At 71.3% G+C, this 18,110-nt stretch carries 8 protein-coding genes; 3 read left to right on the top strand and 5 right to left on the bottom strand.

The annotated features are described in order from the left end of the window. Positions 1-43: 43 nt before the first annotated feature. From ACKUB9_RS20180 to ACKUB9_RS20190, 3 genes are all read right to left on the bottom strand, one after another. Positions 44-6,511, bottom strand: a complete 6,468-nt coding sequence (locus tag ACKUB9_RS20180; protein ID WP_410823537.1) for an ELWxxDGT repeat protein — start codon at positions 6,509-6,511, stop codon at positions 44-46. Beyond that, positions 6,466-9,903: an ELWxxDGT repeat protein gene (locus ACKUB9_RS20185; protein ID WP_410825878.1), complete on the bottom strand. Its 3,438-nt coding sequence runs from the start codon at positions 9,901-9,903 to the stop codon at positions 6,466-6,468. The genes ACKUB9_RS20180 and ACKUB9_RS20185 overlap by 46 nt, the downstream gene beginning before the upstream one ends. Positions 9,904-11,015: 1,112 nt before the next feature. Continuing rightward, positions 11,016-12,302, bottom strand: coding sequence for an alpha/beta hydrolase (locus ACKUB9_RS20190; protein WP_407523950.1), 1,287 nt, complete (start codon positions 12,300-12,302; stop codon positions 11,016-11,018). Between the two features lie 233 nt (positions 12,303-12,535). On the opposite strand from ACKUB9_RS20190, the gene ACKUB9_RS20195 reads away from it, so the two are divergent. Both ACKUB9_RS20195 and ACKUB9_RS20200 read left to right on the top strand, forming a co-directional pair. Next, positions 12,536-13,324: a glycosyltransferase family 2 protein gene (locus tag ACKUB9_RS20195; RefSeq protein ID WP_407523952.1), complete on the top strand. Its 789-nt coding sequence runs from the start codon at positions 12,536-12,538 to the stop codon at positions 13,322-13,324. Between the two features lie 582 nt (positions 13,325-13,906). Beyond that, on the top strand, positions 13,907-14,176 hold the full coding sequence (locus ACKUB9_RS20200) for a hypothetical protein (protein WP_407523954.1): 270 nt from the start codon (positions 13,907-13,909) through the stop codon (positions 14,174-14,176). Between the two features lie 82 nt (positions 14,177-14,258). Here ACKUB9_RS20200 and ACKUB9_RS20205 read toward each other — a convergent pair whose 3' ends face one another. Further along, positions 14,259-14,615: a c-type cytochrome gene (locus ACKUB9_RS20205; protein ID WP_407523956.1), complete on the bottom strand. Its 357-nt coding sequence runs from the start codon at positions 14,613-14,615 to the stop codon at positions 14,259-14,261. 287 nt (positions 14,616-14,902) lie between these two features. Here ACKUB9_RS20205 and ACKUB9_RS20210 point away from each other — a divergent pair, with 287 nt between their 5' ends. Continuing rightward, positions 14,903-16,336, top strand: coding sequence for an FAD-linked oxidase C-terminal domain-containing protein (locus tag ACKUB9_RS20210; protein WP_407523958.1), 1,434 nt, complete (start codon positions 14,903-14,905; stop codon positions 16,334-16,336). A 33-nt stretch (positions 16,337-16,369) separates the two neighbouring features. On the opposite strand, the gene ACKUB9_RS20215 is transcribed toward ACKUB9_RS20210, so the two are convergent. Beyond that, positions 16,370-18,055, bottom strand: a complete 1,686-nt coding sequence (locus ACKUB9_RS20215) for a hypothetical protein (RefSeq protein WP_407523960.1) — start codon at positions 18,053-18,055, stop codon at positions 16,370-16,372. Between the last annotated feature and the right edge of the window lie 55 nt (positions 18,056-18,110).

Genomic DNA, 18,110 nt, shown 5'->3' on the forward strand with positions numbered 1-18,110 from the left:
GGTCCCGAGGCCCCTCGTCAGGGGCCTCGGACCCCCGCGCGCCTCAGGAGAAGGTGACGTTCGCTGCCGTCAGGCTCGCTGCCTGCACGTTCCGTAGCGTCACCGTGTCGCCGTCGCCGTAATCGATCACCGCGTCGTCTCCGACCTGCCGGACCGCCGCCTGCACCTCCTCGAAGCGCGTGAACGCCCCGCCGTTGAAGGCGATCGTGTCCGCCTCCGCGCCGCTGGTCACGAAGTCCCGGATCACGTCGTGCCCGTCGCCGCGCCCGAACGCGAACCGGTCGCGGCCGTCGCCGCCGATCAGCTCGTCGTTCCCGGCATTGCCGAACAGCAGGTCGCTCCCGGCATCGCCCGACAGCAGGTCGTTCCCCTCGCCGCCCGACAGGGCGTCGTCGCTCGCGTCGCCCCGGACCAGATCGTCGCCGCCCTCGCCGAGCACCGCGTCGTTGCCGTCGCCGCCGAACAGGAAGTCGCCGCCCGTGCCGCCATGGACCCGGTCGTTGCCGGCCTCGCCGTAGACCCCGTCGCGGCCCTCGTCGCCAAAAAGCAGGTCGTCGCCGTCCTCGCCGTGCACCTCGTCGTTGCCGTAGCCGCCCGACGCGAAGTCGTTGCCCGACCCGGCCCCGACGAAGTCGTCGTCGTCCTGGCCGAACAGCACGTCGTCGCCCAGCTCGCCGAAGACCGTGTCGCGGCCCGTCCCGCCGAACAGCCGGTCGTCGCCGTCGCCGCCCAGCACGCTGTCGTCGCCCTGGTCGCCGAACAGCGTGTCGTTGCCGCCGGCGCTGGCCACCGTATCGTTGCCGCCGCCGCCATGCAGGATGTCGTCGTCAGCGCCGAGATACAGGTACTGCTGGTTGCCGTCACCGTAGACGACCTGCCGGCCGTCGCCTCCCACCAGCGTGGCGTTGCCCACCACCGCGGCGAAATCGACGTTGTCGAGCCGGATGGTCACCGGGCCCGACACCGCCGTGGTGTCGAACACGATGGCGGTCGGCATCGTGCTGCCGGTGCCGCCCAGGGTGTTGCCGCTCACCCGCAGCTGCACCGGCTGCCCGGGCGCCACGCCGGGCGCGCTGACGGCGATGGTGCGGACGAGGAGTTGGGCCTGCGCGGGCAGCTCGGCGAGGAAGCCCGAACCGCCGCCGGTCAGATCGGTGCGCGCGGCCGTGCCCTGGTCGGTGCGGGCCTGGATGGCGGCGATCAGGCCGGTCAGCCCGGTCTGGGCCTGCTCGGCCGTCTGCCGGCCGGCGCTGCCCGTGGCGACGACGCCCACCCCGGTGGGGACGCTGACCGTCAGGATGGCGACGCTGGTGGCCTGGCCGGTCAGCGGATCGAGGATGGTCTCGCGCACCACCGGCACGTCGGCGAAATCGGCATTGGCGGTGGTGCGGTCCTCGACGCGGCTGGCATCGGTCGCGGCGATGGTCACGGTGACGATGGGGCTGCCGTCGGAACCGGTGGTGACCGCCGTGTCGACGGTGGCACCGTCGACGGTGCCGGCGATCGGCGGGGTGGGCCCGTTGCTCGGGGGCGTCGGCACCGCTGGCGCGCTGGGACCGGTCGTGTCGATGATCAGCGTCTGCGTGCCAGCCGCAGAGACGTTGCCGGCGGCGTCGGTGGCGGTGACCGACACGGCGTTGGCGCCGTTGCGGTCGAGGGTCAACACGCCGCTCACCGGCGCGGCGGTGGCGAGGTCGAGCGACCACGCTCCGCCCGCGGCGGTGACGGCGTAGGACGCTCCGCCCACCGTGATGCCGACCCTGCTGCCCGCCTCCGCCGTGCCGGCGAGGATCGGCGCGGCGCTGTTGCTCAGGGCAGCGCTGGTGACCGCGGGCGCGTCAGGGCGGGTCGTGTCGACGACCAGCGTCTGCGTGTCGGCCGCGGAAACATTGCCGGCGGCATCGGTGGCGGTGACCGACACGGCGTTGGCGCCGTTGCGGTCGAGGGTCAGCGCACCGCTCACCGGCACGGTGGTGGCGAGGTCCAGCGACCACGTTCCGCCCGCGGCCGTGACGGCGTAGGTCGCCCCGCCCACCGCGACGCCCACCCGGCTGCCCGCCTCCGCCGTGCCGGCGAGGATCGGCGCGGCACTGTTGCTCAGGGTCGTCGTCACCACCGGCGCGTTGGGGCGGGTCGTGTCGATGACCAGCGTCTGCGTGCCGGCCGCGGAAACATTGCCGGCGGCGTCGGTGGCGGTGACCGAGACGGCGTTGGCGCCGTTGCGGTGGAGGTTCAGCACACCGCTCACCGGCGCGGCGGTGGCGAGGTCGAGCGACCACGTTCCGCCCACGGCCGTGACGGCGTAGGTCGCCCCGCCCACCGTGACGCCCACCCGGCTGCCCGCCTCCGCCGTGCCGGAGAGGATCGGCGCGGCGCTGTTGCTCAGGGCTGCGCTGGTGATCGCCGGCCCCGTGGGGGGCGTCACGTCGGCCACGGCCACCACGGTGCTCACGCCGGTGATGGACGCCGTACCGGTCGCGCCGCCGCTGTCGGTCAGGCCGGCGATGGCGATCACGCGGTTGCCCGGGGTCGCCGCAAAGCTGGAGTTCCTGTAGGCGAGGCCGCCCAGCAGCGCGCTCATCTGGGCGTCGTCGCGCTCCAGACCATCGACGGTCACGGTGGCGACGCCGCCCATCACCGAAACCGTCACGCCGGCATCGCCGCCCGCGGCTCCCAGTCCGGTCAGGGTGCCGTTGGTGCCCCCGACCAGGGCGATGTCGGTTCCGCCGATGCGCAGGACCTCCGTCGCGTCCACCACGCCGCTGACGGTGAACACCGCGCCGCGGAAGCTCTGTCCCGCCTCGACGGTCGAGGCTGCGACGCCGCCGAACAGGCGGGTGGGAGACGACGCTCCGATGCCGAAGACCGCGCGGCCGCCGGTCGCGGTCAGGGTCGGCACGGCATCGGCGGTGATCGTCGCCGTGGCGCTGGCCGTGCTGAAGGCGGAGTCGCCGGCGGCGTCGACGGTGCTGCCCGCGGTGCCGCTGGTCCGGTCCCACGCCTTGAACGTGATGCCGCCGGTCTCGGTGTTGGTGAAGCCGGACCCGCTCGGCACGAAGCGGATGCGGTCCGACCCGGCGAGCAGCAGAGCGGCGCCGTCGGACGACCCGGCCGGAATGTCGGCCCAGGAGCCGCTGCCGATGCGCGACTGCCAGACGCCGTGGGTGTTGGTGACCCCGGTGATGGCGACGCCCAGAGGGACGTCGGACTCGGCGTCGGTGGCCGTGCCGGCGGAGGCCAGCATGGCCGTGACGGTCGTCCCGGCGTTGGAGGCATCGGCGATGCCCTGGTCGATGCGGGCCAGGCGGCGGATGTTGCCGGACAGGATCGGGCTGTCGTTCGCACCCGTGAAGCTGAGGGTGATCGCCTGCGAGACGCTCCGGTTGCCGTCGGAGACGCTGAAGGTGCTGGTGCTCTGCAACGACCCCGCCGGCCGGCCGTTCAGGAGCGCCGCATCGAACACGAAGGCGTAGGCACCGGTCTGGCTGTTGACGTAGGAGGTTCCGCCGGCACCGGTGGACCACGTGTCGTAGGTGATCCCGTTGCTCAGCGTGGCGCGGCCGTGCTGCACAGGCGAATTTTGCGAGCCGGCGACCGAATAGGTCAGCGTGTCGCCCTCCAGATCCGTCGCGGCCAGTTGCCCGGTCACCATCGGGAAGGCATCGGCGGCCGCCGTGTCGACCAGGGTCGGCGGCGTGGCCGGCACCGGCAGACTCGGCGCGGCGTTGGCGTCGATGCGGTCGTTGGTCTGGCTGATCGCGGTGACGTAGGGGGTAGTGGCGTTGCCGGCGCCGTCCACGAGGACGATGTCGACCGGGACGTCCTGGTTCGCCGCCCGGTCGCCCGTGCGCCGACCGTCCGCGGTCACCGCGAAGGTTGCCGTGTAGGTGGTGGCGTTGACCTTGGTGAGGTTGCCCAGCGCGAAGCCGTCGACCGTGCTGCCCGCCCCCAGCGTGTAGGTGTCGCTGTCCGCCGCCACGGTGATCGTCGCCGTCACCGTGTCGCCGACCTTGGCCGGCTGGTCGGGGATGCTCACCGCGCTGATCGTCGGCGGCGTCGTGTCGGCGGCGGGCGTGAGGTTGGTGACGCCCGTTCCGGGGAGGCTGGCCGCGTCGTTGCCCAGCACGTCCTGCAGGGCGCTGGCATCGTCGCCGCCGCTCGGATCGGCATACGCCACCGTCACCGCCTGCCCATGCTGAACCGCCTGGGCCAGCGTGAGCGTGACCGTCTTGGCCAAGCCGTCCACCGCAACATTGGTGACCGAGAGGGCGCTGCCGCCGACCATGACCGTGAAGGCATTCGCCGCCGGCGCGTGGGCCGCATCCAGCGCCTCCGCGTAGGTCAGCACCAGCGACGCGCCCGTCACCGCCGCGCCGACGAAGGCCGGCGCCGTAGCGTCGATGCCGTCCTGGCCCTGAACGATGGCGGTGGTGTAGGCGGCGCTGGCATTGCCGGCCGTGTCGGTCAGCACGAGGTTCACCGGCAGGTCGGCGCCCACCGCCACGTCCTGGCCCGCCGCCACCGTGAAGCTCGCCGTGTAGGTGGTGGCGTTGACCCTGGTCAGGTTGCCGAGCGCGAAGCCGGCAACCGTGCTGCCGGCGCCCAGCGTGTAGGTGTCGCTGTCGCTTGCCACGGTGATCGTCGCCGTCACCGTGTCGCCGGCCTTCATCGGCTGGTCGGGGATGCTCACCGCGGTGATCGCCGGCGGCGTCGTGTCGGCGGGCGCGGTCACCGCGACAGCGCTGGACGGAAAGGAGCCGTTCCCTCCGGGATTGATGTCCTTGAGGCGCGTGGTGCCGGCTTCGGTCCCGTCCGTCACCCAGAGCTCGGGACCCGCGGTGCCATCATCGGCGGTGAACATGGCTCTGCCGTTGCCGAGCGCCGTGAAACCATAAGGAGCGGAGCCGCCTCCTCCGGCATAGATGTCCTTGAGGCGCGTGGTGCCGGCCTCGGTCCCGTCCGTCACCCAGACCTCGTTGCCCGCGGTGCCATCGCTGGCGCTGAACACGGCCTTGCCGTTGCCGAGCACCGTGAAATTGTCAGGAGCGGAGCCGGTCGCTCCGGGATTGATGTCCTTGACGCGCGAGGTGCCGGTTGCCGTTCCGTCCGTCACCCAGAGCTCGATACCCGTCGTGCCGTCATTGGCCCTGAACAGGACCTTGCCGTTGCCGAGCGCCGTGAAGCTGGAAGGAGTGGAGCCGATCGTTCCGGCTCTGATGTCCTTGACGCGCGTGGTGCCGCCCTCGGTCCCGTCCGTCACCCAGAGTTCGCTGTCCGTGGGGCCATCGCTGGCCCTGAACAGGGCCGTGCCGTTACCGAGCGCCATGAAATTGGCAGGAGAGGAGCCGCCCGGTCCGGATCGGATGTCCTTGACGCGGCTGGTGCCGGCCTCGCTCCCGTCCGTCACCCAGATCTCGTAACCCGTTGTGCCATCATCGGCGATGAACACGGCCTTGCCGTTCCCGAGCGCCATGAAATTGGCAGGAGCGGAGCCGCCCACTCCGGCTCTGATGTCCTTGACGCGGCTGGTGCCGGCCTCGCTCCCGTCCGTCACCCAGAGTTCGCTGCCCGCGGTGCCGTCAGAGGCGCTGAACACGGCCTTGCCGTTCCCGAGCGCCGTGAGATTGGAAGGAGAGGAGCTATCCGCTCCGGCAACGATGTCCTTGACGCGCGTGGTGCCGGTCTCGGTCCCATCCGTCACCCAGACCTCGTTGCCCGCGGTGCCATCATCGGCGATGAACACGGCCTTGCCGTTCCCGAGCGCCCTGAAACCATAAGGAGCGGAGTTGCCCGCTCCGGCATTGATGTCCTTGACGCGCGTGGTGCCGGCGGCCGTCCCATCGGTCACCCAGAGTTCGTTGCCCGCGGTGCCGTCATTGGCGCTGAACACGGCCTTGCCGGTCCCGAGCGCCGTGAGATCGGAAGGAGAGGAGCCGTTCGTTCCGGGATTGATGTCCTTGACGCGCGTGGTGCCGGCCTCGGTCCCGTCCGTCACCCAGAGTTCGTATCCCATGGTGCCATCATCGGCGCCGAACACGAATCTCTGAGGGGCCGCCTGGACCGTGAGGTTGGTGACGGCCGTGGCAGGCAGGCTGGCCGCATCGTTGCCGGACACGTCCTGCAGGGCGCTGACATCGTCGCCGCTGGTCGGATCGGCATACGCCACCGTCACCGCCTGCCCATGCTGCACCGCCTGGGCCAGCGTGAGCGTGACCGTCTTGCCCGGGCCGTCCACCGCAACATTGGTCACCGAGACGGCGCTGCCGCCGACCGTGACCGTGAAGGCATTCACCGCCGGGATGTTCGTGCCATCCAGCGCCTCCGCGTAGGTCAGCACCAGCGACGCACCCGTCACCGCTGCCGAGACATGGCTCGGCGGCGTGGCGTCGATGCCGTCCTGGCTCTGGGCGATGGCGGTGGTGTAGGCGGCGCTGGCATTGCCGGCCGTGTCGGTCAGCACCAAGTTCACCGGCAGGTCGCTGCCCGCCGCCACGTCCTGGCCGGCCGCCACCGTGAAGCTCGCCGTGTAGGTGGTGGCGTTGACCTTGATGAGGTTGCCCAGCCGCTCGGGTCGGCATACGCCACCGTCACCGCCTGACCATGTTGAACCGCCTGGGCCAGCGTGAGCGTGACCGTCTTGGCCAAGCCGTCCACCGCCACGCCGGTCACCGAGACCGCGCTGCCGCCGACCGTGACCGTGAAGGCATTCGCCGCCGGCGCGTGGGCGGCGTCCAGCGCCTCCGAGTAGGTCAGCACCAGCGACGCGCCCGTCACCGCCGCCGAGACATGGCTCGGCGGCGTGGCGTCGATGCCGTCCTGGCCCTGGACGATGGCGGTGGTGTAGGCGGCGCTCGAGTTGCCCGCCGTGTCGGTCAGCACGAGGTTCACCGGCAGGTCGGCGCCCGCCGCCACGTCCTGGCCGGCCGCCACCGTGAAGCCCGCCGTGTAGGTGGTGGCGTTGACCCTGGTCAGGTTGCCCAGCGCGAAGCCGGCGACCGTGCTGCCGGCGCCCAGCGTGTAGGTGTCGCTGTCGCTTGCCACGGTGATCGTCGCCGTCACCGTGTCGCCGGCCTTCATCGGCTGATTGGGGATGCTCACCGCGCTGATCACCGGCGGCGTCGTGTCGGCGGGCGCGGTCACCGCGACGGCAATGGACGGAGCGGAACCGGTCGTTCCGGGATTGATGTCCTTGAGGCGCGTGGTGCCGGCCTCGGTCCCGTCCGTCACCCAGAGCTCGGGACCCGCGGTGCCATCATCGGCGCTGAACAGGGCCTTGCCGTTGCCGAGCGCCGTGAACCTGACAGGCGCGGAGCCGTTCGCTCCAGAATTGATGTCCTTGACGCGGCTGGTGCCGGCCTCGGTTCCATCCGTCACCCAGAGTTCGCTGCCCGTGATGCCGTCATTGGCGTTGAACACGGCCTTGCCGTTGCCGAGCGCCGTGAAAATGGCAGCACCGGAACTGATCGCTCCGGCATAGATGTCCTTGACGCGGCTGGTGCCGGCCTCGGTTCCATCCGTCACCCAGAGTTCGCCACCCGTGGTGCCATCATCGGCTCTGAACAGGACCTTGCCGTTGCCGAGCGTCATGAAATTTGAAGGAAGGGAGCTGCCCGTTCCGGCTCTGATGTCCTTGACTCGCGTGGTGCCGGCTTCGGTCCCGTCAGTCACCCAGAGTTCATAACCCATGGTGACATCATTGGCGCTGAACACGGCCTTGCCGTTGCCGAGCGCCGTGAAACCGGTAGGATTGGAACCGGTCGTTCCGGCAACGATGTCCTTGACGCGGCTGGTGCCGGTCTCGGTCCCGTCCGTCACCCAGAGCTCGTTGCCCGCGGTGCCATCACTGGCGCTGAACAGGACCTTGCCGTTGCCGAGCGCCATGAAACCGGCAAGTCCGGAGCCGGTCACTCCGGGATTGATGTCCTTGACGCGTGAGGTGCCAGCCTCGGTCCCGTTCGTCACCCAGAGTTCGGCACCCGTGCTGGCGTCGGCGGCCCTGAACACGGCCTTGCCGTTGCCGAGCGCCGTGAAAGCCAAAGGAGTGGAGCCGCCCGCTCCGGGATTGATGTCCTTGACGCGTGTGGTGCCGTCCGCGGTCCCGTCCGTCACCCAGAGTTCGCTGCCCGTAGCGCCATCATTGGCGCTGAACACGGTCTGGCCGTTGCCGAGCGCCGTGAAATTGGCAGGACCGGAACTGGTCGCTCCGGCGTAGATGTCCTTGACGCGGCTGGTGCCGGCCGCAGTTCCGTCCGTCACCCAGAGCTCGTTGCCCGCGGTATCGCTCGCGCTGAACACGGCCTTGCCGTTGCCGAGCGCCGTGAAATTGGCGGCACCGGAGCCGTTCCCTCCGGGATTGATGTCCTTGAGGCGCGTGGTGCCGGCCTCGGTCCCGTCTGTCACCCAGAGTTCGGCACCCGTAGCGCCATCATTGGCGCTGAACACGAATCGCTGAGAAGCCGGTTGGCCCGTGAGGTTGGTGACGCCCGTGGCCGGGAGGCTGGCCGCGTCGGTGCCGGACGTGCCCTGCAGGGCGCTGGCGTCGTCGCCACCGGTCGGATCGGCATACGCCACCGTCACCGCCTGACCCTGGCTCACCGCCTGGGCCAGCGTGAGCGTGACGGTCTTGCCCGGGCCGTCCACCGCGACGCCGGTCACCGAGACGGCGTTGCCGCCGACCGTGACCGTGAAGGCCCCGGCCGCCGGCGCATGGGCCGCATCCAGCGCGGTGTCGTAGGTCAGCACCAGCGAGGTGCCGGTCACCGCTGCACCGACGAAGGCCGGCGCCACCGGACGGCTGATGGCGACGACGGTGCTGTGGTTGAAGTCGGCGACGTCGGAGCCGGCGGTTCCCTGGATGGCATCGACGTCGTTGCCGACCGTCGGATCGGTGTAGGTGAAGTCGACGATGTCGCCGGCGACCAAGATGAAGGATCCCAGCGTCAGGGTGACCGTCGTGGCGGCACCATCGACGGAGACGCCGGAGATCCCTACCGTCGTGCCGTTCACCTGCACGTTGAAGGCGTTGGGGAGAGGCGGATGGGCCTCGTCCAGCGGAAGGTCGAACAGGATGGTGACGGTGCTCTCACCGACATAGCCCATGGCCGAGGAATAGCCGGGGCTGGGGGCCAGCACCCCGCGGAAGGCGGGAATGGCGAATCCCGGTGTCGTGACGGAGCCGATGCGGGCCGCGAGCGTGAAATCGCCGCCCAGATGGGCCGCGCCGGTCAGGGTGACCGAGGCGGCGACATTGGCCTCCGCCAGGTCGGCGAAGGCGTCGAGCCACGCCGCGCCGGCCGGGCCCTTGGCCAGTTCGCAGCCGTAGAGCAGGATGTCGCCATCCGCCTTGAGCAACTGCCCCAGTCGGCGGATCTCGTCGGCACGGACGGCCAGCGCCGCCCGATCGAGCCTCACGCAGCCCAGCCGCAGGACGCCGGGGGTGGCGTGGCACAGGATGTGGACGGCGTCGTGCCCGGGCCGTCCCACGGCCCAGGCCGCGATCTGCGACAGCCCGTCCTGCCCTTCGTCGAGCAGCACGACCCGGGCGCGGTCCGACACGCCGCGCGCCAGGGCTTCCCAGCCGTCGACGGATTGGTCGATGAAGGCGACCTCGCGCCGGCCCGTCGCCACCCGGCGATCGGTCGATCGCGACGCGATGCGGATCTCGGCTTCACCCGAGCGCAGCGCGGGCTTGTGAGACGCTGCCCGCGCGCGATCGCCCGGAATCCGTCTGACGCTCTCGTCCGTGCCGCGGATCGATCGCAGGATGCCGCTCGGTCCGTCGAGCGCCTGCGCGAACGCTTCCTCGCCGTCGCGGCCTTCGATCCCTGTCACCGCGCTGCCGAAATACCCGCCCGCGCGACGATCCCGATCGGTGGACTGGACGAAGATTCTGGACGCGGTCATCGGCTCGTACCTGTTGATGAAGATCGTGCGAGGAGGCCCGCTGCATCGATGGCAGCGGCGTCAGGGATGACAGCGCCGGCCGATGCTTCGGCCGAGGCGCCGGCGGCGGCGGGATGACCTCGCCGCGCGTTTCCGAATGAGGCCGGGGGCGGGAGGCCGAGCACTCTGCAGTCGCGGTGGGAATGGCCGTGCGGCCCCGGCAGCGGCCCTGCCGTCACCGCCACGATTCACCGCAGCAGTGCCGATGCCCCGCCGTCGTTCGCGACGCGGAGCGCGCAGCTGCCATCGCGGCTCACGGCCGCGATCGTCGCCGCGACAGAGTACCGCCCAGGGCGACACGCTTGCGCGCGGTCGACGCGCCGACCGTTCGGCTCGCATCTCCGATCATGCCGGTGCCGTTCAGAGATGGCTCGGGCTTCGCACTGCCCTTGAGGCGTGCTGCCGTCGACCTCGTCTCGTATCCGCTCATCGCCTGCGACTGCCCCGATCGCTTCCCCAACCCGCCATTCGCGAAGCGTGCATGGGAAGTCTATCTATGTGGGTAGACTAGGCCCAAATGGTTAACAGATCGTTAATCGTAGCGGTTTTGACGCACATTGCCGCAGATGACCACGAGTGTAAAAATCGCAAGGATTTCAGAATGCCGACCGGGAGTCGTTGCACGAGTGACACCGATGATCGCAATCGCATGCAGCACTCACAGATTCCGAATGACAGGATCGCAACCTTGGGGCAGAGCAGCCCGGAGTTGGACGGGGCTTCACCCTCTGCGCTGACGTCGTCGCCGATGGGCCGGCGAAACGATGAGGCAGGACGATCAGCGCGGCGGAACCGCGTCTGTCGGTTCACTCGGCCGGCGATCCATCACGGATGCCGGCGGAGGCCTGGCCCGATCAACGCGACGGCCGCCCGGAGACCGATCGGCGTCCGTCGTCCGGCCGCCCCCGCTCGCGACCTCGTCCCTTCACGTCCGAGATGCTGCGTCGCAGCCTCGTGGGTGGGTTTTGGAGAGCGCGGAGACGTCCGGTTCCCTCGTTCGGGGCCGGACACCAGCGCGGCAACCCGGCCCTGCCGGTCGGCACGATGCCGGAGGGGCGCAGCGAGACGGCCGCTCAGCGCCCCGAGAGGGCGCGGCCCGGCTCGCGGGCGAGGTCGACGGTGGCGCCCGCCGTGTCGCTGAGGCCCTGGCCGAGGTTCTGGAGGTGGTCGCCGAAGGAGTCGCGGCTCCGGGGATCCATCACGGCGACCGGCGCCGAGACCGCGAGGCCCGCCGCGGTGCCCACGGTGGCGGCCGCGCCGGTGGTCATCTGCACGATGCGTTCGCCGAGGCCGACCCGCGCGTCGGTTATCGTCTGGCCCTGCGCGAGGCGGGTGCCGAGCACTTGGACCAGTTGCGGGCTTGACGCGAACTTGCCGTGGTTGAGCGCATCGCCCGAGCGCAGGGCGGTGAGGTTGAGGACCGTGATGTTCTCGCGGGCGAGTTCGCTGCGGTAGGGCTCCGCCTCGGGATCGATGGCGCCGAGCCGCGCCGTGCCGTTGCCCCAGACGAGGCGCGAGGCGGCGAGCGCCTTGTCGTCCTGCGACACGAACAGGCTGAGATGCGGCCGGTTCGGCCCCATATCGCGAAACGCCTCGCGGGCGAGGTCCATGTCCACGTCGGGGGCGGCCAGCACGACGTTGCGGATCTTGGGCAGCACGCGGCCGTCGCGGATCGCCATCTGGCGCAGGGATTCGAGCACCAGCCAGTTGCCCATCGAGTGGGCGAGCACCGTGACCTCGCCGACCTCCGGGTTCTGCGCGAGGCGCCGCAGCACCGCCTCCAGGGCGTTGCGCGAGTAGTTGGTGCTCTCCCGGTCGTAGCCGTAGGCCAGCACGCTCCCGCGCGAGGGCCACGTGAACAGCACCGGCGTCACCGCGGCACGGGTGTCGTGGACGATCTGGGCGAAGCGGAAGACCGCGTCCTCGAAGCGGTTGTTGAAGCCGTGCACGAAGACGAGCACCGGCCGCTGGGCGCCGCGCCCGCCCCGGCGCAGGCGCTCGCTCGCCTCCAGCCGGTCGAGGGGTGCGGTCTTGAGGGCCACGAAATCCGTGGCGGGGTTGCCCGGCAGGGATCGGGGCCATTGCACGCTGCCGGGCTCGCGCACGGCGTCCGGCGGAATCGAGACCGCGATGTCGGTGAAGGAGAGGCCGGCGCGCTCCCCCGAATACAGTTCGCCCGGATCGGCGGCGCTCTTGCGGGTCGTGGCGACCAGCATCTCGACGCGGCTCGTCCCCGGTGCGGTGGCGGCGACGGGGAGCAGCACCCCGCGGGGCGTGCCGGCGCAGGCCGAGAGCCATCCCGCGACGAGGAGGAGCGCCCCACCGCGCCCCGCGCGACCGAACCGTGACCAGACCGCCATGCCGCCCTTCGCCCTCCCGACCCGACGAGGGGGAAGCCCTGCGGATGCGGCACGAATGGGGCGCCGCGGCGGGAGCCGCCGGCTTCCCGGCCGGCTGTGGCGCCGCCGCCGCTTGTCGCAGGCCCCGGGCTCGGTCTAAGCAGGCGCCCGCGGGCCAGCGGTCCGCCGCATCCCTCCAGACGCGTTTCCGGTCTCCTCGGCGAGGCGTCGCCCGCCGCCCTCCCCCGCGTCCGATGGCCCCGCCGCTTCCGCTCTCCATCTTCATCATCGCCAAGAACGAGGCCGACCGGATCGGGGCCACGATCGAGGCCGTGCGGGACCTCGGCGACGACGTGATCGTGGTCGATTCGGGCTCGACGGACGGCACCCAGGAGCTCGCCGCCTCGCTCGGCGCACGCGTGGTGCACAATCCCTGGCCGGGCTACGGGCCGCAGAAGCGCTTCGCCGAGGACCTCTGCCGCCACGTCTGGATGCTGAACGTCGACGCCGACGAGGTGGTGCCCCCCGACCTCGCGGCCGAGATCCGCGGCCTCTTCGCGGGCGGCGAGCCACCCTGCCCGGCCTACCGGCTCGGCATCGCCGAGATCTTCCCCGGCGAGACGCGCCCCCACCCCTGGGCCTACACGCTCTGGCCGGTGCGACTCTACCGCCGCGACCGCGGGCGCTACTCGCCCTCGCCGGTGCACGACCGGGTCGACCTCGCCCCCGGCACGCCGACGCGCCGCCTCAGGGGCGTGATCCACCACTTCTCGGTGCGCTCGCTCGGCGACCAGCTCGACAAGCTCAACCGCTATTCCGACCAGCAGGCGGACGACCTCGCGGCCCGCGGCGTCGCCATCCCGACCTGGCGCGTCTTCGTCGAACTGCCGGCGAACTTCCTCAAGGCGTATATCGGCCGCCGCCACTTCGCGCGCGGCGTCTACGGCTTCCTCACGGCGATGAACTACGCCATCTCGCGCCATCTGCGGGTCGCCAAGCACTACGAGCGCCGCGTCAACGGCGGTCGCCGCCCCGGCCGGTGACGGCGGTCGCCGCCCCTGCCGGTACGGCGGTCGCCGCCCCGGTAGGCCCGGTCGAATCACCTCGCGCGAGCGCCGCGCTCACGGGGCTCGCAAAGCGAGCTCACACGCCGAGATGACGGGCGATTGATCGCCTGCGCGATGACCTTCAGTATGCTGATGATACCAGTGCCGCCAGGGCGGCGGCCGGGAGGGATCCGGCATGTACGCGGATCGACACAATTAAGGCTGGAACTTTACTTTTGTGAAGGCGGAGCGACCAGCACGGCGGCACTGTCCGAGCGTTGGCGCAGCCCTCAGGCCGCATTCTCAATCGATCCGAACTTCGAATCGGTGGAGAAGAAGGCCGGGGATGCTTCCGAGGCCCCAAGTCGACGTCTGGCCCTGCCGCCCCCCGGTTGGCAGGGCCTTTTTTGTGGTCGGTCTTTGAGCGATGCGCCGCGGCGTGGGCCTCTCCGATCGGACGTGCGCGGTCCGGCACTCGTTTGCGACACGACGGCGCCTTGACCGACGCGGCGGGCCGGACCGATCCTCGGGCCCTGCCGCTCTCGGCCCATGCCAATCTAGGTCCATGAGGATCGCGCCGTGGAGGAGTCCCGGGAGGATTTTCGCGCCGAACTGCGCCGTCAGGTGCGGGCCGGCGACATCGCCACCGGCGAGGCGGCGAGCGCCTGCCTGCCGGGCCTGCTGCGCCGGCTCGCCCATCACGAGCGACAGGCCACCCGCGCCGCGCCTCTGCTGCGCCTCTATCACCGCTGGCGGCGCCATCGCCTGCGCCTGCAGGTGGCCGATGCCCGCTGGCACATCGACCAGGGGCGCGCCGCGCGGATGGGCGACCTGCTCGGGCGCTCCTGAGGGCGGCGCGGACGGGCTTGTCCCGCGACGAGGCCCCGCCGCGGCGGGGCCTCCGGGACTGCGCCCGCGCGGCCGTTCCGTCCTACTGCTGGGTCTTCAGGTAGGCGACCAGGTCCTGGATCTTCTTGTCGTCCTTGAGGCCGGCATAGATCATCTTGTTGCCGGCCACCTTGCCCTTCGGGTCCTTGATGTAGTCCGAGAAGGTGGCGTCGTCCCAGGTCAGGCCCGAGTTCTTCATCGCCGCCGAGTAGTTGTAGCCCTCGTGGGTGCCGGCCTTGCGGCCGATGACGGCCTTGAGGTCCGGGCCGACGCCGTTCTTGCCGAAGGCATGGCAGGCTTTGCAGGCGGCGAACACCTTCTCACCGGCCGCGGCGTCCTGCGCCTGTGCGGCGGCGGGCGCGAGCGCCATGAGGGCGGCACCGAGGATGAAGTGACGCATGAGGTTCCCTCCGATAGGCCACGTTCGACGGCCAGGCTGGGATATGGCCCAGCTCTAGAACTGGTAAAGCTAAAAAACGCGGCCGGACGCTCCCGGATGCGTGCGGCGAAAAGAAGCTGCGCGGCGCGCCGAATCAATCGGACGAAAGTGCATGCTGCGGCAAGGCGTTGCGCCCGGCGGCCGTGCATCCGCCGGTCCGCCGGGTTATAACGGCTCCAAGAACCTTTGAGTCAGGCCCCGCGGGGACCTGCCTGCCGACGACCCGTCGTGACGCCAGAGACCGTGCCATGTCGATTGCCTTTCCGTCCCCGGATCCGGATATCCTCGCGCGGCGCGAGGCGATCATCGCGGGCCTCGCCCCGCTCGTGGCCCCGGAGGCCCTGGTGACCAGCGAGGACGAGCGGCGCGCCTTCGAGACGGACGGGCTCACCGCCTACCGCAAGATGCCGCTCGCCGTGGTGCTTCCCTCGACCACCCAGGAGGTGGCCGCGGTCATGCGCTACTGCCACCAGCAGGGCGTGCGGGTGGTGCCGCGCGGGGCCGGGACCTCGCTCGCGGGCGGCGCGATCGCCCAGGAGGACGCGGTCATCCTCGGCGTCGCCAAGATGAACCAAGTGCTGTCGCTCGACTTCGCCAACCGCACCGCCCGGGTGCAGGCCGGCATCACCAACCTCGCCATCAGCGCGGCGGTGGCGCACGAGGGCTTCTTCTACGCCCCCGACCCGTCGAGCCAGCTCGCCTGCACCATCGCGGGGAACATCGCGATGAATTCCGGCGGCGCGCACTGCCTGAAGTATGGCGTCACCACCAACAACCTCATGGGCGTCACGCTGGTGCTGGTCGACGGCACGGTGGTGGAGGTCGGCGGCGAGCACCTCGACAGCGGCGGCTACGACCTGCTCGGCCTGATCTGCGGCTCGGAGGGGCAGCTCGGCGTCGTCACCGAGGCGACCGTGCGCATCCTGCGCGCCGCCGAGGGCGCGCGCCCGGCCCTGATGGGCTTCGGCTCGGTGGAGGATGCGGGCGCCTGCACGGCGGCGATCATCGGGGCGGGCATCATCCCGGTGGCGATCGAGTACATGGACCGCGAGGCCATCACGATCTGCGAGGCCTTCGCCAAGGCCGGCTACCCGCTCGACGCGGAGGCGATGCTGATCATCGAGGTCGAGGGCTCGCCCGAGGAATGCGACGCGATGCTGGCGCGCATCGTCGAGATCGCCAAGCCCTTCAACCCGACCAGCCTGAAGGTGTCGCAGTCGGAGGCCGAGAGCGCCGCGATCTGGAAGGGCCGCAAGTCCGCCTTCGGCGCGACGGGCCGCATCTCCGACTACATCTGCATGGACGGCACGATCCCGACCGGCCAGCTCTCCCACGTGCTGGAGCGCATCGGCGCGATCACCCGCCAGTACGGCCTGCGCTGCGCCAACGTCTTCCACGCGGGCGACGGCAACCTGCATCCCCTGATCCTGTTCGACATCAACACGCCCGGCGAGATGGAGAAGGCCGAGGCCGCGGGCGAGGACATGCTCAAGCTCTGCGTCGAGGTGGGCGGCTGCCTCACGGGCGAGCACGGCGTCGGCATCGAGAAGCGCGACCTGATGACGGTGCAGTACGCGCCCGAAGACCTCGCCCAGCAGATGCGGGTGCGGGCGGTGTTCGACCCGGCCTGGCTGATGAACCCCGCAAAGGTCTTTCCGCTGGAGGGCCGCATCGCGGCCTGATCCGCCCGCCGGACGCTTCCGCCGGGGAGCCGGTCAGGCCCGAAGGCTGGTCATCGGGTTCAGGGCGGCGGGCAGGTCCGGGAAGGTGCGCGTTCCCTTGCCCATCCAGAGATCCGCCACGGCGCCGATGTCGATCACCACGGCGCCGGAGCGCTTCAGCGCGGCGCCGTAGATCTTGCCGAGCAGGCCGGCGGCCACGAGCCAGACCTCGCCGCGGCGGTCGCCCTGGGCCAGCTGCGCACAGATCTCGTCGTAGCGGTCCGGCCAGTGCCGGCCCGCCGCGGCGTCGGCCCCGAGGGCGCCGGCGTGGATCTGCTCCCCCGGGATCTTGATCAGCTCGACCCGGCCGAGGCCGTGATGGCGCTGCAGCGCCGGGGCCAGCTCGCGGTGGCAGGTGATGAGGCCGACGACGGGGCGGTCCTGCAGGATGCGCCCGAGCGCCCCGCTGAGCGCGAGGTCGTAATGCACCGTGAGCTCGCGCACCGCGATGCTGCGCGCCCGCACGGGATCCGCCTCAGCCATGGCCAGCGCCTTGCGCAGGGTGTTGACCACCCAGGTGATGCCGCGGCGCGAGACCGTGCCGTACTCGTGCGCGATGGCGGCGTCGCTGAAGGCGCCGATGCAGTCGGCCTCCTCGATCGCCGCGTTGAAGGCGTCGGCGGCCCGGGCGAAGCGCGGATCGTCCACGAGCGCGGGGTCGCGAAACCAGAAATCGAGCATCTCCCGGCGGTTGGTGCGGTAGATGCCGTGGAACTCCGCCTCGTCCTCGGCCGAGAGCCGCAGGTAGGCGCCCTCCCCGTCTCCCATCCGGACCAGGAAGTAGGGCCGCCGCTCGGCCAGGGCCGCCAGGATGTCGGCCTCGATCTCGGGCAGAGAGGCGGTGCGGAAGCGGGCGCGCAGCTCGGCCAGCATCCGGCGGGCCTCGGCGGCCGGGTAGCGCTCCAGCAGGGCCACGAATTGCAGCGCGTGCGCCGCCGCCTCGTCCGCGGCCGGATCGCCCGCCTCCCGGATCAGTGCCCGCGCCTCCCCGAACCGGCCGATGCCGGCGTAGAGGATCGCGGCCGGAAGGGCCTGCCCCGGGCCGAGCCCGTCCTCCCCCCGCGCGGCGTCGAGGAGGTCGACCGCCTCCGGCAGCCGGCCGCCCGCCGCCAGCAGGGTGATCAGGGCGTGCCGGGCGAGCGATCGGACCTCCGGGAGGCCGAGGCAGGCCCGCAGCACCGCCTCCGCCGCGCCCGCTTGGCCCGCCGCCTGAAGGGCGTGGCCGACGCGGACCGGCAGGAGGGGATTGCGGGCGCGCCGGCTCCGCTCCACGAGGTCCGCCGCGTCCGCCTGCGGATCGCCCGCCAGGATCGCGGCCGCGCAGGCCTCGACCGCGCTCTGGGGCGTGAACATGCCCGGATGCGAGTGCGGATCGACGAGGCAGCCGCGGTTGAGGCGCAGCGCCAGCTTGGCGATGTCGGGGTCCTGCGCCGGCAGGTCGGCGTCGAGCGCGAACCCCCAGGCCTCGCCGCCGGGCGCCACGCCCGCGAGGTCCGGGCGGACCACCTGCCGGACCCGCACCGGCACGGCGGCGCCGTCGTAGGTGAGGCGCGGCCGGAGGTGGTTCGCCCAGCCCTCGATGCGCAGGCGCGAGCCGGACAGCTCCACCGCGTCGAGGTGGCCGAGGTAGTGCGGCGCGAGCCCGATCCGGCGCAGGGCCGCGCGCAGGCGCCCGATCACCGGATCGCCCCGGGGCGGCGGACGGGCAGGATCTCGGGCAGGATTCTGGGAACGG

The organism is Methylobacterium oryzisoli (assembly GCF_046557895.1).
Taxonomy (GTDB): Bacteria; Pseudomonadota; Alphaproteobacteria; order Rhizobiales; family Beijerinckiaceae; genus Methylobacterium; species Methylobacterium oryzisoli.